12 protein-coding genes are annotated in these 15826 nt (G+C 72.1%); 8 read left to right on the top strand and 4 right to left on the bottom strand.

Going from position 1 to position 15826, the window contains the following annotated elements; translation table 11 throughout:
* Positions 1-77 precede the first annotated feature (77 nt).
* The 6 genes from ACIA8F_RS18615 (at position 78) to ACIA8F_RS18640 (ending at position 6993) form a co-directional block, all read left to right on the top strand.
* Complete coding sequence (locus ACIA8F_RS18615; protein WP_399379956.1) at positions 78-1229, top strand: ABC transporter ATP-binding protein; 1152 nt, start codon at positions 78-80, stop codon at positions 1227-1229.
* Positions 1226-2155 carry an ABC transporter permease gene (locus ACIA8F_RS18620; protein ID WP_399379958.1) on the top strand — a complete coding sequence of 310 codons (930 nt, stop codon included), beginning with the start codon at positions 1226-1228 and terminating at the stop codon, positions 2153-2155. The genes ACIA8F_RS18615 and ACIA8F_RS18620 overlap by 4 nt, the downstream gene beginning before the upstream one ends.
* A complete protein-coding gene (locus tag ACIA8F_RS18625; protein WP_383942788.1) occupies positions 2155-2961 on the top strand; it encodes an ABC transporter permease in 807 nt (268 codons plus the stop codon). The genes ACIA8F_RS18620 and ACIA8F_RS18625 overlap by 1 nt, the downstream gene beginning before the upstream one ends.
* Before the next feature lie 22 nt (positions 2962-2983).
* On the top strand, positions 2984-4402 hold the full coding sequence (locus ACIA8F_RS18630) for an NAD(P)/FAD-dependent oxidoreductase (RefSeq protein WP_399379960.1): 1419 nt from the start codon (positions 2984-2986) through the stop codon (positions 4400-4402).
* 160 nt (positions 4403-4562) lie between these two features.
* Complete coding sequence (locus ACIA8F_RS18635) at positions 4563-5027, top strand: hypothetical protein (RefSeq protein ID WP_399379962.1); 465 nt, start codon at positions 4563-4565, stop codon at positions 5025-5027.
* A 151-nt stretch (positions 5028-5178) separates the two neighbouring features.
* The gene (locus ACIA8F_RS18640) at positions 5179-6993 is read left to right on the top strand and encodes a chitinase (RefSeq protein ID WP_399379964.1); all 1815 of its coding nucleotides are present in this window, start codon (positions 5179-5181) and stop codon (positions 6991-6993) included.
* Here ACIA8F_RS18640 and ACIA8F_RS18645 read toward each other — a convergent pair.
* Both ACIA8F_RS18645 and ACIA8F_RS18650 read right to left on the bottom strand, forming a co-directional pair.
* Entirely contained in the window at positions 6929-8248 is a 1320-nt protein-coding gene (locus tag ACIA8F_RS18645) for an McrC family protein (protein ID WP_399379965.1), read from the bottom strand. The genes ACIA8F_RS18640 and ACIA8F_RS18645 overlap by 65 nt on opposite strands.
* The gene (locus tag ACIA8F_RS18650; RefSeq protein WP_399379966.1) at positions 8232-9860 is read right to left on the bottom strand and encodes an McrB family protein; all 1629 of its coding nucleotides are present in this window, start codon (positions 9858-9860) and stop codon (positions 8232-8234) included. The genes ACIA8F_RS18645 and ACIA8F_RS18650 overlap by 17 nt, the downstream gene beginning before the upstream one ends.
* Before the next feature lie 17 nt (positions 9861-9877).
* Here ACIA8F_RS18650 and ACIA8F_RS18655 point away from each other — a divergent pair, with 17 nt between their 5' ends.
* The gene (locus tag ACIA8F_RS18655; protein WP_399379968.1) at positions 9878-10147 is read left to right on the top strand and encodes a hypothetical protein; all 270 of its coding nucleotides are present in this window, start codon (positions 9878-9880) and stop codon (positions 10145-10147) included.
* Between the two features lie 478 nt (positions 10148-10625).
* Here the strand turns inward: ACIA8F_RS18655 and ACIA8F_RS18660 are convergent, their stop codons facing one another.
* Together ACIA8F_RS18660 and gabT are read right to left on the bottom strand one after the other, a co-directional pair.
* A complete protein-coding gene (locus ACIA8F_RS18660; protein WP_399379970.1) occupies positions 10626-11198 on the bottom strand; it encodes a phosphatase PAP2 family protein in 573 nt (190 codons plus the stop codon).
* A gap of 402 nt (positions 11199-11600) precedes the next feature.
* Positions 11601-12950 carry a 4-aminobutyrate--2-oxoglutarate transaminase gene (gabT, locus tag ACIA8F_RS18665; RefSeq protein WP_399379972.1) on the bottom strand — a complete coding sequence of 450 codons (1350 nt, stop codon included), beginning with the start codon at positions 12948-12950 and terminating at the stop codon, positions 11601-11603.
* Positions 12951-13216: 266 nt separating this feature from the next.
* Here gabT and ACIA8F_RS18670 point away from each other — a divergent pair, with 266 nt between their 5' ends.
* Positions 13217-15640, top strand: coding sequence for an ATP/GTP-binding protein (locus ACIA8F_RS18670; RefSeq protein ID WP_399379974.1), 2424 nt, complete (start codon positions 13217-13219; stop codon positions 15638-15640).
* The last annotated feature ends 186 nt before the right edge of the window (positions 15641-15826 follow it).

The following is a 15826-nucleotide window of genomic DNA, read 5'->3' on the forward strand; positions in this document are numbered from 1 at the left end:
CCCCACCGACTGCGCCGGAACCGACCCCCGTACCGGCACCTGCCCCTTCCACGACACACCACCGAAGGCCCAGGCCCATGACTGACAAGACCGAAGGCGGCGACGTCCGCCTCGCCGGGATCAGCAAGCACTACGGATCCTTCACCGCCGTGCATCCGCTGGACCTCACCATTCCCCAGGGTTCCTTCTTCGCCCTGCTCGGCGCCTCGGGCTGCGGGAAGACCACCACCCTGCGCATGATCGCCGGTCTGGAGGAGCCCTCCACCGGCACCGTCAGCCTCGGCGACCGCGAGGTCACGCACCTGCCGCCGTACAAGCGCCCGGTCAACACCGTCTTCCAGAGCTACGCCCTCTTCCCGCACCTCGACGTCTCGGAGAACATCGCCTTCGGGCTGCGCCGCCGCGGCATCAAGTCGGTCAAGAAGCAGGTCGACGACATGCTGGAGCTGGTCCAGCTCGGCCAGTTCGCCCAGCGCAAGCCGCACCAGCTCTCCGGCGGCCAGCAGCAGCGCGTCGCCGTGGCCCGCGCACTCATCAACCACCCGCAGGTGCTGCTCCTCGACGAGCCGCTCGGCGCCCTCGACCTCAAGCTGCGCCGTCAGATGCAGCTGGAGCTCAAGCGCATCCAGACCGAGGTCGGCATCACCTTCGTGCACGTCACGCACGACCAGGAAGAGGCCATGACCATGGCCGACACCGTCGCCGTGATGAACGGCGGCCGCGTCGAGCAGCTCGGCGCCCCCGCCGAGCTCTACGAGAACCCGAAGACCACCTTCGTGGCGAACTTCCTCGGCACCTCCAACCTCATCGAGGCCGAGGTCCTGGAGGCCGGCGCGTCCGACGTCGTCGTCTCCTCGGCCGGTACGAAGCTGCGCGTCCCGGCGACGCGATGTTCGACCACACCCCGCGCCGGCGGCAAGCTGCTGGTCGGGGTGCGCCCGGAGAAGATCTCCCTGGTCCACGCGGACGCCGAGGACACCGTCGAGGCCGGCCGCAACAAGGTCGCCGGCAAGATCGCGGCCTCCTCCTTCATCGGGGTCTCCACCCAGTTCGTCATCGACAGCCCGGTCTGCCCGGAGCTGGAGGTGTACGTGCAGAACATCGAGCGCGACGCCCGCCTCGTCCCCGGCGCCGACGTGATACTGCACTGGAACCCGGACCACACCTTCGGGTTGGACGCCGCCCAGGACATCGACGCGGGCATCGAGACGGTCGAGGAGTCCGCGTGACTGCCCCCGCGACCCTGCCCGAGGTCGCCGTTTCCGCCGAGCCGCCGGTGCACAAGCCGTCCCTGAAGAAGCGCCTGGTCCCGTACTGGCTGCTGCTCCCGGGCATCCTGTGGCTGCTCGTCTTCTTCGTGCTGCCGATGATCTACCAGGCCTCCACCTCGGTGCAGACCGGCTCCCTCGAAGAGGGCTTCAAGGTCACCTGGCACTTCCAGACCTACTGGGACGCCTTCACCGAGTACTACCCGCAGTTCCTGCGCTCCCTGCTCTACGCAGGCACCGCCACCGCGCTGTGCCTGCTGCTGGGCTACCCGCTGGCCTACCTGATCGCCTTCAAGGCCGGCCGCTGGCGCAACGTGCTCCTGATCCTGGTCATCGCGCCGTTCTTCACCAGTTTCCTGATCCGCACCCTCGCCTGGAAGACCATCCTGGCCGACGGCGGCCCGGTGGTCGGCGTCCTCAACGCGGTCGGCTTCCTGGACGTCACCAGCTGGCTCGGCATGACCGAGGGCGACCGCGTCCTCGCCACGCCCCTCGCGGTCGTCTGCGGTCTGACGTACAACTTCCTCCCCTTCATGATCCTTCCGCTCTACACCTCGCTGGAGCGCATCGACACCCGCCTCCACGAGGCGGCCGGGGACCTGTACGCCCGTCCCGCCACGGTGTTCCGCAAGGTGACCTTCCCGCTGTCCATGCCGGGCGTGGTCTCCGGGACCCTGCTCACCTTCATCCCGGCGAGCGGCGACTACGTCAACGCCGAACTGCTCGGCTCCACGGACACCCGCATGATCGGCAACGTCATCCAGTCGCAGTACCTGCGCATCCTCGACTACCCGACGGCGGCCGCGCTGTCCTTCATCCTCATGGCCATCGTGCTCGTCATGGTCACCATCTACATCCGCCGAGCGGGGACGGAGGACCTGGTCTGATGAAGAGCGCCACCACCTGGCTGCGCCGCAATCTCGTCGTGATCGCGGGGCTCGGCACGCTCGCGTACCTGATCCTGCCGAACGTCGTCGTCACGGTCTTCTCCTTCAACAACCCCACCGGACGGTTCAACTACGCCTGGCAGGAGTTCTCCCTGGACGCGTGGAAGGACCCCTGCGGGGTCGCCGACATGTGCCAGTCCCTGTCCCTCTCCCTCCAGATCGCCCTGTGGGCCACCATCGGGGCGACCGTGCTGGGCACCGCCATCGCCTTCGCGATGGTCCGCTACCGCTTCCGGGGGCGCGGCGCGGTCAACTCGCTGATCTTCCTGCCGATGGCCATGCCCGAGATCGTGATGGCGGCCTCGCTGCTCGCCCTCTTCCTCAACATGGGCATCCAGCTCGGCTTCTGGACGATCCTGATCGCCCACGTCATGTTCTGCCTCAGCTTCGTCGTCGCCGCCGTCAAGGCCCGGGTGCTCTCCATGGACCCCCGCCTGGAGGAAGCGGCCCGCGATCTCTACGCCGGACCCGTGCAGACCTTCCTGCGCGTCACCCTGCCGATCGCGGCCCCCGGTATCGCGGCGGGCGCACTGCTCTCCTTCGCGCTCTCCTTCGACGACTTCATCATCACCAACTTCAACTCGGGCAACACCGTCACCTTCCCCATGTTCGTGTGGGGATCGGCCCAGCGCGGTACGCCTGTACAGATCAACGTCATCGGCACCGCGATGTTCGTCATCGCCGTCCTGGTGGTGCTGGGCGGCCAGATGGTCGCCAACCGCCGCAAGAAAGCACAGCCCAAGTAACACCTGTAGGGAGTTGGAAGACATGGCCCCAGACGCCATGCGCACCGCTGCACGATCCCTTTCCGAAGCGAAGCCGGTCTCGTACTGGCTGGACGACCCCGGCAAGCCGGCCGCCGAGCCCGCCCTCACCGGGGACGAGCACTGCGACCTGCTCGTCATCGGCGGCGGCTACAGCGGCCTGTGGACCGCGCTGCTCGCCAAGGAGCGCGACCCCGCCCGGGACGTCGTCCTCATCGAGGGCCACGAGGCGGGCTGGGCCGCCTCGGGCCGCAACGGCGGCTTCTGCGCCGCCTCCCTCACCCACGGCCTGGCGAACGGCATGGCCCGCTGGCCCGACGAACTCGCCAAGCTGGAGGACCTCGGCGCCCGCAACCTCGACGCCATCGAGGAGGCGGTCGCCCGCTACGGCATCGACTGCGACTTCGAGCGCAGCGGCGAGATCGACGTGGCCACCGAACCGCACCAGGTCGCCGAGCTCCGCGAGTTCCACGCCGAGGCCGAGCGGCTCGGCCTCGCAGGCCGCTCCACCTGGCTGGATGCCGACGCCCTGCGGGCCGAGGTCGACTCCCCGACCTTCCTCGGCGGGATCTGGGACCGCGACGGCGTCGCCATGCTCAACCCGGCGAAGCTCGCCTGGGGCCTGAAGCGGGCCTGCCTGGAGCTGGGCGTACGGATCTACGAGAACACCCGCGGGCTGGACCTGGCCGGCTCGGGAGCCGGCATGGCCGTGCGGACCCCGTACGGGCGGGTCTTCGCCCGCCGGGTGGCGCTGGGCACCAACATCTTCCCGTCGCTGGTCAAGCGGGTGCGCCCGCTGACCGTCCCGGTCTACGACTACGCGCTGATGACCGAGCGGCTCACCGAGGAGCAGCTCGCCTCGATCGGCTGGAAGAACCGCCAGGGACTGGGCGACAGCGCCAACCAGTTCCACTACTTCCGGATCACCCCGGACCGGCGGATCCTGTGGGGCGGCTACGACGCGATCTACCCCTACGGGGGCAAGCTCGACGCCGAGCACGACCACCGGCCCGAGACGTACCTCAAACTCGCCGAGCACTTCTTCACCTGCTTCCCGCAGCTGGAAGGGGTGAAATTCAGCCACGCCTGGGGCGGTGCGATCGACACCTGCTCGCGCTTCTCCGCCTTCTTCGGCACCGCGCACGCGGGCAAGGTGGCCTACGCCGCCGGCTACACGGGACTGGGCGTCGGGGCCACCCGCTTCGGAGCCGACGTGATGCTGGACCTCCTGGCGGGGGAGAAGACCGAGCGCACCGAGCTGGAGATGGTCCGCTCCAAGCCGATGCCCTTCCCGCCGGAGCCCTTCGCGTGGACCGGCATCACGATGACCAAGTGGTCGCTGGCCCGGGCGGACCGGATGGGCGGGCGCCGCAACCTGTGGCTGAAGACGCTGGACCGCTTCGGTCTCGGCTTCGACAGCTGATCGGGTAAACGACCTCCGCACGCCCCGGGCGCACAACGCCCCCGACCGTGTGACCTGCTTCACTACCACGGAGTAATGAAACCCGCGTCATACCTGCGCCCGGCCCCGCTCTCTCCTGTGAGAACGCATCACCTCACCCACAGAGAGCGGAGGCCGGGCGATGACGATCCCGGGTGACAAGACGGCGGTGGACTGGCTGGTTTCGGTGGCGCCCGATCCGGACGCCTGCCGGCGGGAATGGGAGCGCAACCCCCTCGGGGTCGCCCTGCTGCCCGCCGGCCACCGGTGGGACGTGCTGATCCTGCCGGGGGAGCTGGGACGCGCCACCCTCGACGTACTGAACGCGCTGCTCGACCGGCCCGGCCCGGTGCTCGCCGATTTCGGCGGTGCCAGGCTGGGCTTCTTCGTGCCCCCGGGCACGGCGTCGCGCTGGATCGGGACGGGGGTACGGGGAGCCGGTCACGGGACCTGGATCGTGGTCCCCTACCCCGGCCGGGCCACGGGCGGGGTCCGCTGGCTCGTGGTCCCGGACGGGCGGGGCACGCTCACCGATCCGGCGGTACTGGAGCTCGCGATGCACGAGGCCGCGGCGCGCGCCGTGGGACGGGGAGGCGGGAAGTCTTGACAAGAACATTGGTCTGGACCATCTTGGGCGCCGCTGCGCCTTCCCCCACCGCTTCCCGACGCGCGGCCCGGATCCATTCCCCCATGTACCGGAGGCAGTTGTGCGCCCCACCCGTCCTGCTGGCCCCACCCTCCCCGCCAGACCCACCGTCATGCGCTCCGCGCTGTCCCTCCTTACCGCCGCCGCCCTCGCGGCGGCCGGCCTCCTCGCCACCGGCGGCCCGGCCACCGCGGCCGACGCCGACCTCGTCCGCAACGGCGGCTTCGAGGCCGGCCTCGACGGCTGGAGCTGCTCGGCCGGCAGCGGAGCCGTCGTCAGCACCCCCGCGCACGGCGGCACTTCCGCCCTCAAGGGCACCCCGGCCGGGCAGGACAACGCCCGCTGCTCCCAGACCGTCACCGTCAAGCCCGACTCCGCGTACACGCTGAGCGCCTGGGTGCAGGGCGCGTACGTCTACCTCGGCGCGACCGGCACGGGGACCACGGACCCGCAGACCTGGACCCAGTCCCCGGGCGCCTGGAAGCAGCTGAGCACGAGCTTCCGCACCGGCCCGAGCACCACCTCGGTGACCGTGTACACGCAGGGCTGGTACGGCCAGCCCGCGCAGTTCACCGACGACGTGACCCTCGTCGGCCCCGACCCGGGCGGCTCCGGACCCGGCCAGCCCCAGGCCCCGGCGGCCCCCACCGGGCTCACCGCCTCCACCTCCTCCGCCACCACCGTCGGCCTCTCCTGGGCCGCCGCCACCGGCGCCACCTCGTACAAGGTCTACCGGGACGGCGCGAACCCGACCACCGTCAGCGGCACTTCGGCGACGGTCACCGGCCTCAACGCCTCCACCACCTACTCCTTCCAGGTCAGCGCCGTGAACGCGGCCGGGGAATCCCCGAAGAGCGCCGCCGTCCCGGTGACCACGCCGAGCGGCCCGGGCAACCCGGGCAACCCCGGGCTGCCCGCCCACGCCCTGGTCGGCTACCTGCACGCCAGCTTCGCCAACGGCTCCGGCTACGTCCGGATGGCCGACGTACCCGCCTCGTGGGACGTCATCAACCTGGCCTTCGGCGAGCCCACCTCGGTGACCTCGGGCGACATCCGCTTCCAGCTCTGCCCGGTCAGCGAGTGCCCGACCGTCGAATCGGCCGCCGAGTTCAAGGCGGCCATCAAGGCCAAGCAGGCCGCGGGCAAGAAGGTCCTGATCTCGATCGGCGGCCAGAACGGCCAGGTCCAGCTGGGCACCACGGCGGCCCGCGACACCTTCGTCTCCTCCGTCAGCAAGATCATCGACGAGTACGGGCTCAACGGCCTCGACATCGACTTCGAGGGCCACTCCCTCTCCCTGGCCACCGGCGACACCGACTTCCGCGCCCCCACCACCCCGGTGATCGTCAACCTCATCTCGGCCGTGAAGACCCTGAAGGCCAAGTACGGCCCGGACTTCATCCTGACGATGGCCCCCGAGACCTTCTTCGTCCAGCTCGGCTACCAGTACTACGGATCCGGCCCCTGGGGCGGCCAGGACCCGCGCGCCGGCGCCTACCTCCCGGTCATCCACGCCCTGCGCGACGACCTCACCCTGCTCCACGTCCAGGACTACAACTCGGGCTCGATCATGGGCCTCGACAACCAGTACCACTCCATGGGCGGGGCCGACTTCCACATCGCCATGACGGACATGCTGCTCACGGGCTTCCCCGTGGCCGGCAACACCGCCCGCGTCTTCCCGCCGCTGCGCGCCGACCAGGTCGCCATCGGCCTCCCCGCCACGACCAACGCGGGCAACGGCCACACCTCCCCGGCGGAGGTGAACAAGGCCTTGGACTGCCTGACGAAGAAGGTCAGCTGCGGGTCGTACCAGACCCACGGCACCTGGCCCGCCCTGCGCGGCCTGATGACCTGGTCGATCAACTGGGACCGCTTCGGCAGCTGGGAGTTCTCGAAGAACTTCGACGCCTACTTCGGCGGCTGACCGACGACCTCGCGCCACACCCGGGCCGCAGCCTCCAGGGGCTGCGGCCCGGCCAGCCCGGCCAGGACCGACCGCAGGTCCAGCGGAACGGACCGGACGCGCGCCGAGGTGGCGCCCGCGTGGTCCCGTACGGCGACGCGCGCCCCCGAGGCGTCCGGCCCGGCGGGATGGACCAGCACGCACTCGGCCGGACTGCCCAGCGCGTGGGCGTAGAGGAACGCCTGGTAGATGTCCTGCGTCGAGAGCTTCTTCCTCTCGTACAGCTTGTACTTCGCGTCGACCGGCAGCCGGACGGCACCCCGCCCCGCACCCCGCGGACCAGGACGTCGGGCCGCACCTCGCTGTAGTGCTTCTGCGTGGCTTCGTCGACGAGCACCCGCCGCTGCGCCGACTGGCCGGTCACCGTCAGCCCGCTGCCCGCCGAGCCCTCCCCGAGCAGCCGCGTCACGAAATCCTCGAACAGCCGGTTCATGTCGAGGAAGAACGCCCGGGAGGCCAACGGACCGGTGGCGAACAGCCCGTCGATCCCGCCGCCCGACAACAGCAGCCGGGCCCACCGGTGAGCGGGCCGGTAGTGCTCGTTGTGCCGGTGGTAGGACAGCGTGGAAACGGCCTGGCGCAGATCCCCGAGCGGGGTGGGCGCCAGCGGTCCGAACTGTGCGGCGGCCCGCCGCGCCCGGGCCCGCACCCGGGGAGAACCGGCCGTGCGCGCGGCCCGTTCCACGGCGGCGGCGCACAGCCGGTTGTCGACGACGTCCGTGTCGTGCTCGTCGAAGCGGCACGCGAGCCGGTCCAGGCGCCCGTGGTGGCGCAGCACCTGCCGGTCGGCCAGCAGCCGGCCCCGGACGACCGGCAGGTCCTCCTGGCGAGTGACGTAGTCCTTCCGGACCCCGTGCCGCAGCAGCCGCTCGCAGTGCTCGGTGACCATCAGCGCGACGAGGTCGCGCAGGTCCGCGTCGCCCGCCTCGAGCCGCCGGCCGGCCTCCGGCGTCCGTATCCGGCCGTCCGCGGCGTACTCCAGCATCCGCAGCACGTCCAGGCCGTCGCCGAGGTGTTTCGGCAGGACCCGGATCTCGCACGCGTCCAGCCGCACGACCCCCACGTACGCCCTCGCCTCGACCTCAAGGCAGTCGCCGGCCAGCTCCCGGATCCGCAGCACCGGGTCGAGCACGCCGTCCGCGAGCAGCCGGCGGTCGGCGCCGGTCAGCCGGATGCCGGGCAGGACCGCCCTGTCGTACTCACGCAGGCTGAGCATCGGCGCGGTCCTGGAACTCCACGTACAGAGCGGCCACCAGCTCCTCGTCGGGCAGCGCCCGCAGCGTGTGCGACACGGAGTCGACGAGGGCTTCCCCGAGGAAGCCCGTGAGCAGCCCGTAGTCGTCGTAGGCGTACTCCTGGAGCAGCGGCCAGATCTCGTCCCGGATCACGGAGGCCAGTTCCGCGGCGGTCGCGAGGGGCTTGCCGGCGGGCAGGAAGAAGGCCTGGCCTATCTGCTTCTCCCGGTCCAGCTCCCGCCGGATCCGGTGGTTGAGCGCGTCCAGGAACACCCCGAGGTCGAGTTCGTCCACCGGGGAACCGCGCAGCGGTCCCGTGTCGGGGAGCAGTTCCAGGAAGGCGAAGCGGCGCCGGACGGCCGAGTCGAGCTGCCGGATCGAGCGGTCGGCGGTGTTCATGGTGCCGAGCAGCTGGACGTTGCGCGGGACGCAGAACGCCTCCCTGGACAGGGGGAGGGTGACGGCCATGCCCCGCTTGTCCTTCTCGATCACCGTGATCAGCTCCCCGAGGACCTTGGGGAGGTCGGCCCGGTTGAGTTCGTCGACGACGACCAGGTACGGGTGCCCGGGGTCGGCGGCGGCCCTGGCACACACCTCCTTGAACACGCCAGCGGTCGTTTCGAGCGAGAGACCGGCGCTGCCCGGCCGCGGACGCAGGCCTTCGATGAAGTCCTCGTAGCCGTAGCCGGGGTGGAAGGTGACCAGGGTCAGCCGGCCGGCGGCGGTGAGGGCCCGCACGGTGTGGTCGAAGTGCTCGTCGCCCGGTTCGGCGGCCGGGTACAGGCCGGGCAGGTCGTCGGACAGCTCGCCGAGCCGGCGGACCGCGAAGCGCAGGGCCTGCCGGGTCTTGCCCGTTCCGGGCGGACCGTAGAGGACGGCCTGGCCGCGCCGGTCCAGGGCGTCGGAGATCCGTTGGAGCCCGGCATCGAGGGGCGGGAGCAGGCCGGCTTCCGCCTCCACGGCCTCCGGGGCGCTGCCGGTGCGCAGGGCCTGGATCCGCGACCAGAGCTTGGGCCGTACGTCGGTGACGAGCCGCGGACCCCAGTCGCCGGCCGAGGGGTCGAGCACTCCGGCGTAGGAGCCGGCCCAGTCCACGGAGACGGTGTGCCGGTGGCCGGCGAGGTCGGCGCGCCAGCGGTATCCCTCGCCGGTGACCTGGCCGACCCCGAGCACGGTGTCGCGGCCGGCCATCGCCACGACCCGGTCCCCCGCGCGCAGCCCGACCAGGTCCCACGGTCCGGGGTCGTCGGGGGAGCCGTCGGAGCCGGGGGCCCCGGTGAACTCCTCCGAGCCGGCGAAGCCGTGCAGATCGCCGAGCGCGTCGGGGCCGACGGCCAGGTAGCCGCCCGCCAGGCACTGCGGCCATGTCCGGGCGCCGTCCTCGATCCCGATGCGGACGATGCGGGGGGCCACCCGCGGGGGCGCCCACCAGGACAGGAACCGCAGCACCAGCTGCGGCGGCCAGTCCTTGGACCCCTCCCGGTCCTGGAACAGCCGGCGCAGGGCCTGCTTGCGGGCGAACGGCCTGAGCCCGGCGTACGCGTCGCCGCCCGCGAGCGACAGGTAGTGCCGCGTGAGGTGGTCGGCGTACACCGGCAGGATGGCGTCCGGTGCGTAGATCCCGCAGCGTCTTGGCGACGACCGTGACGCCGGAGGCGACCGCCGGGATGTCGTCGATGCCCGCGACCCGGCCCGCCCGCGCCGCCCCGACCGCCTCGACGATGCCCGCCCGTACGGCCTTCCACGCCGTGGCGGCATCGGGGTACTTGGGATCGTGCCACCAGCTGCCGTCCCTGCGGCGGAAGACGAAGTGCTTGTACGCCGACCCGCCGGTGATGCTGCCGAGCGGCTTGCTGCCGTACTCCAGGTCCCGGCTGTAGAAGGGCCCCGGGAGCCCGGGCTGCTGCCCCAGCGCGTACCGGTCCAGGGACAGCTCCGGCCACTCCTTCCACGGGAACCGCTCGCGGAACAGCGCGGCCTCCCGGTCGGCGGCTTCCACCGCGGCACGGTGGGCGTCCGGGTCGAAGGCCGCGAACGCGGCCTCGAGGGGCCAGTAGGGGAGGCTGTCGGCGTGGTCGTCGGTGACCGCCCGCACGGCGCAGGAGCAGACACCGGTGAGGGGCTTGCCCACACCGTTGACCAGCCCGCGGGAGGCGGAGAACGCGGCGGGATCGGAGGCGTCGAGGAGTTGGCGCCACAGGACCCCGGCGGGGTCGGGATGTCTCGGGAGGTCACCGGAATCGGTGAGGTGCCGACAGGACCCGCTGTGGTGGATCTTGACGCCGCTGCGCGGGAGGACCACCTCGCCCCCCGACGGGGTCAGTTCGTGAGCCCGCCCGCCGTACGTGACGGAATGCTTCAGCCGTTCCTGCGCCATGACGCGACCTTAGCCGGGGCGCCTCGCCCCGCGGCCCACCGCACCCCGAGCAGCAGCGGCGTGCACATCAGGAGGCTGGCCAGGACGTCCAGGGGCCAGTGGTAGCCGCGCAGGATCAGGCCCGTCGCCGTCAGGGCGGTGAGGGCGGCGGCGAGGGGGAGGGGCCAGCGGCCCCGGACGTACGGGCGCACGAGCAGGGCGGCGCCGGTGTACGCCACGTACGAGGTGGCCGTGTGGCCCGAGGGGTAGTAGCCGGAGGCCCAGGGCTCCAGGGGGCCCGGGCGGCCGGTCCATTCCTTCAGCGGCACGATCAGGGCCGGCACCAGGGCCATGGCCAGGGCCGCGGCCGCCGCGCCCCACCGGTTGCCGCGCCGGGCGGCGTAGAGGACCGTGAGGAGCAGGACGGGGACCGCGACCGGGACGTTGCCGAAGTCGGAGAGGCGCTGGGTGACCGCGTCGGGGACGGTGCGCACGAGCGCCCGGCTGAGGGCGGCGTCCGGGACCAGCAGCGGCCCGGACACGAGCACCTGCCAGGTGGTCAGGGCGAAGAGCACGGCGCAGAGCGCGCAGACGGCGGAACCCGCCGTGAGGAGAGTGGCCGGCCGCCCCGGAACAGGGGGGGTGGTTCCGGGGCGGCCGCCCGGATCGGGTTGCCGGGCGCCCCGGGGGGTTTGGGGCGTGCGGCCGTCCGATCGGTGAGGAGTGTGCGCGAACGCATGCCCAGTGCGGCGCTGGGGAAGCCCGGTACTGGTGTCGCTTCCGGTTTCCCGGTAGCGGTGTGTCTCACTCATCTGCAGAAACCGTACGGCAGCCGAAGGGGGACCGACAGCAGGAAAACGCTCCCGCCATCGGCCCCCCACAGCTTCTTCACAGTGCCCGACCGTTACCCGCGGTAGTGGCCGCGTGGTGATCGAGGATCGGGTCCCCGCGTTCTAGCACCCGTGTCAGACGTTCGATCAGAGGGTGGCGAACGCGGCCTCGATGACGTCCAGGCCCTCGTTCAGCAGGTCCTCGCCGATGACCAGCGGCGGGAGGAAGCGGAGCACGTTGCCGTAGGTGCCGCAGGTGAGGACGAGGACGCCCTCGGCGTGGCAGGCCTTGGCGAGCGCGGCGGCCGCCTCCGGGTTCGGGGTCTTGGACGCGACGTTCTCAGGAGTGTCCGTCTTGACGAGCTCGATCGCGATCATGGCGCCGCGGCCGCGGATGTCGCCGACGATGTCGTGCTTCTCCTGGATGGCCGTCAGACGGGTCTTCATGATGGACTCGATCTTCTTCGCCGCGGCGTTGAGGTCGAGCTCCTTCATGGTCTCGATGGAGCCGAGCGCACCGGCGCAGGCCACCGGGTTGCCGCCGTAGGTGCCGCCCAGGCCGCCGCCGTGCACGGAGTCCATCATCTCGGCGCGGCCCGTCACGGCGGCGAGCGGCAGACCGCCCGCGATGCCCTTGGCGGTCGTGATGAGGTCGGGGACGATGCCCTCGTCCTCGCACGCGAACCACTGGCCGGTGCGGCAGAAGCCGGACTGGATCTCGTCGGCGACGAAGACGATGCCGTTGTCGTTGGCGAACTTCACGATCGCCGGGAGGAAGCCCTTGGCCGGCTCGATGAAGCCGCCCTCGCCGAGGACCGGCTCGATGATGATCGCGGCGACGTTCTCGGCGCCGATCTGCTTCACGATGTTGTCGATCGCCTGGGCGGCGGCCTCGGGGCCGCAGTTCTCGGCGCCGGTCGGCCAGCGGTAGCCGTAGGCGACCGGGACGCGGTAGACCTCGGGGGCGAACGGGCCGAAGCCCTGCTTGTACGGCATGTTCTTCGAGGTCAGGGCCATCGTGAGGTTCGTACGGCCGTGGTAGCCGTGGTCGAAGACGACGACGGCCTGGCGCTTGGTGTACGAACGGGCGATCTTGACGGCGTTCTCGACGGCCTCGGCGCCGGAGTTGAACAGCGCCGACTTCTTCGCGTGGTCACCCGGGGTGAGCTCGGCGAGGGCCTCGCAGACCTCCACGTAGCCCTCGTAGGGGGTGACCATGAAACAGGTGTGGGTGAAGTCGGCGAGCTGCGCGGCGGCGCGCCGCACGACGGCCTCGGCGGAGGCGCCGACCGAGGTCACGGCGATGCCGGAACCGAAGTCGATCATGCGGTTGCCGTCGACGTCCTCGATGATGCCGCCGCCCGCGCGGGCCGTGAAGACGGGAAGCACGGAGCCCACGCCGCCGGCCACCGTCGACAGACGGCGGGCCTGCAGCTCCTGCGACTTGGGGCCGGGGATCGCGGTGACGATGCGGCGCTCCTGCGGAACAGCGGTCATAGGGGGCTCCTGGGGGGTGTTTTCGGACGCACTTGTGTCTTTGTCCGCAGGCTAGGCCCGGGAGGCGGGGTCCTGCATGCTCCGTTCGGGAGTGGTGCCCGCGTGTCCTTGTCCGCGACGGCCATAGGAAGGTTTCCGCGCCTGTCTTGTGGATCATGACCGGGTACGGGCCGCGGGGCGGCGACGGCCACTAGATTGAGCGCGCAGTGCAGTGCAGTGCAGCACAGGGCAGGGCGGCGCGGTAACGGGCAGGGGGCAGGGGTTTCATGAACACCGACGGCACGCACGGCGGGGACCGCAGCGGTTACGGCGGCTCGCCCGGCGTGGGGGCCGGCGGTCCCCACATCCCCCGGCCGGCCGGCCCGCCGCCCGCACCGCCGAGGCCGCTCACGGCCCCGCCGCCGCCCGCGTACGCACCGGGCGGCCCGGCCGCAGGCCCCGCCCCGGCTCCCGCGGCGACCCCCTTCACGGCCTGGCTGAGCGCCCCGCGGCCGGAGGCCAAGCCCGGCATCTGGCGCTACGCCTACACCCCGGCCGCGCCGAAGCCCGACATCAGCGCCCGGTCGCTGATCACCCGGGTCGTGCTCTCCTTCCTCGTCTTCTTCGTGTGCTGGCGAGCCTTCCTCGACGGGAACCTCCCCTTCATCGGAGCCCCGCTCTACTACTTCACCCCCGACAGCTGGTGGGAGGGCGGCCTGATCAACGGCCCGGTCGACCACCGGGGCCAGGCGGCCCTCGAGGTCTACGTGCTGCTGGTCACCGTCGGGCTGTTCCTCGCCTTCGCCAAGATGGGCGGCTGGCGGACCGCCTTCGACCAGCTGATCGCGGCCCGCGGGCCCTGGTACCGCGCGCTGGGCGCCGCGGCGGGAGCCCTCGTCGTCGTCCTGCTGATCCAGAGCCAGACCCTGGTGGTCTATCCCCTGGCCTTCGGGCACCTGCCGTACGCGGAGCTCGGCGAAACAGGGGGCTCGTTCGTCACCAACGCCCTCTACGTGGTGATCTACGCCCCCGTCTGCGTCGTCTTCGCCCGCCTCGGCGGCTGGGTCACCCTGCTGACCGGCCCGCGCTCCTCCGCCCGTCCCGCCGACGCCCCGCAGGCCGCGACCCCGGGCGGCCCGGACTCCCCGGCCGGCTGGCCCCAGCTGCGCGCCGCCGGGCTGGCGGAGTCCGCGGACCGGCTGGCCGCGGAGGCCGCGGGGGGCCGGATGAACGATGTCGACCACACCCGGATCCGGCGGGCCTGGGAGACCGTGCGGGCCGACCCCTCGCGGCTCCCCGCCTTCGTGGACGCCGTACGGGACAAGGGCGCGGCCGCCTGCGGACACCCTTCGGGCGCCCGCGACCTGCCGGCCCGCACCGCCTCCCACGACCTGACCGTCGGGCAGGTCTGGCTCGGCAAGGTCACCGGCGCCGAGCCGAACCCCCAGGAACGCCGCGGAACCGGTCTGGCCCTCGACCCCGGCGTGCTGGGCACCTCGGTCCTCGCCGTCGGCCCCTCGGGCTCGGGCAAGACCCACGGGCTGGTCAGGCCCGTCGTGGAGTCCCTTGCCCTCCAGGCACTCGCCGGACAGGCGGCCGTGATCGCCGTCGGCGCCGCCGGCACCCGGCTCGGACCCGACGAGGCCTACGACATCGTGGTGCGCCCGGGCGATCCGGCATCCGTCCACGACCTCGACCTCTACGGCGGGACCGCCGACTCCGACGAAGCGGCCTCCTTTCTCGCCGAGGCCTTCGTCGGCGACCTGCCGGGCGTCGACGTACGCCGGGCGGCAACGGCGCTCGCCCAGATCCTCGGCCCGTTCCACGCCGCGTACGGCCGCTTCCCGACCGTCCCCGAGCTGCGCGCCCTGCTCGAACAGCTGCCCGCCGCGCTCGGGGCGCTGCGCCAGGAGCTGGAGGGTTCCGGCCGGCACGGCATGCTGCGCGAGCTCGATGCCCGGGCACGGCAGCACGCCACGCCCGGCGACCCCGGACCGGCGCTCGCCGACCGGGCGGCCCTGCTCGACCGGCCGGCCTTCCACGGGTTCTTCGACACCACCGGCGGCGGGCGGCCCTTCTCCCTCCGTGCGCTGGGACACCCCGTCCGGGTGCGGGTGGACCTCCCCGAGCGCGGCCACCCCGACGCCTCCCGGCTGCTGGCCCGGCTGCTCCTCGCCCAGTTCAACGCGGCGGCCGCGGCCCGTCCCGACCGGTCCCTCTTCGCCTTCCTGGTCCTCGACGACGCCTCGCACACCGTCACCGCCGAGGCCGTGCGCAGCATGCAGGGGCTCCGGTCGGCCAACGCGGGCGTCCTGCTGGCCCTGCGCACCCTGGACGACGTACCCGAAGGGCTGCGCACCCCGCTCCTCGGATCGGTGGGCTGCCGGATGGCCTTCTCCGGGGTCACCACCTGGGACGGCAAGTGGTTCGCCGACGCCTGGGGAACCGAGCTGGTCGAGACGCGGGACGTCACGAGCCGCACGGTCTATGCCGACCAGCCCTTCACCCGGGCCGTGCACGCCGTCCGCAAGGTGATCACCGGCAAGGCGGTCACCACCGACGCGGTCACCGTGCGCAAGGTGGAGCGGGAGCGCTGGTCGGCCTCCGCCCTCGCCAACACCGTGCCCCCCGGCCACGCCGTGCTCTCGCTGACCTCCGTCCGCGGCGAGCGGGCCGCCCCGCTGCTGGTGCGGCTCGGGGGGCAGGGCTGAGGGGGGCGGGGCTGACGGGGGCGGAGCAGAGGGAGGACGGCCGCCGGAGGGAGCGAACCCGTACGGGGTGGCAGAATCAAGGGGTGCCGTTCGTACGACACGGCGAAAACCGCGGTGGTGGTCCACGGCGAGAATCCTCCGTCGGCACCTCGCCGCCGCACCCCTCCTCTCCCTAAGGCGCCCCGG

Source organism: Streptomyces sp. NPDC051563, assembly GCF_044454225.1.
In the GTDB taxonomy this organism is placed as follows: domain Bacteria; phylum Actinomycetota; class Actinomycetes; order Streptomycetales; family Streptomycetaceae; genus Streptomyces.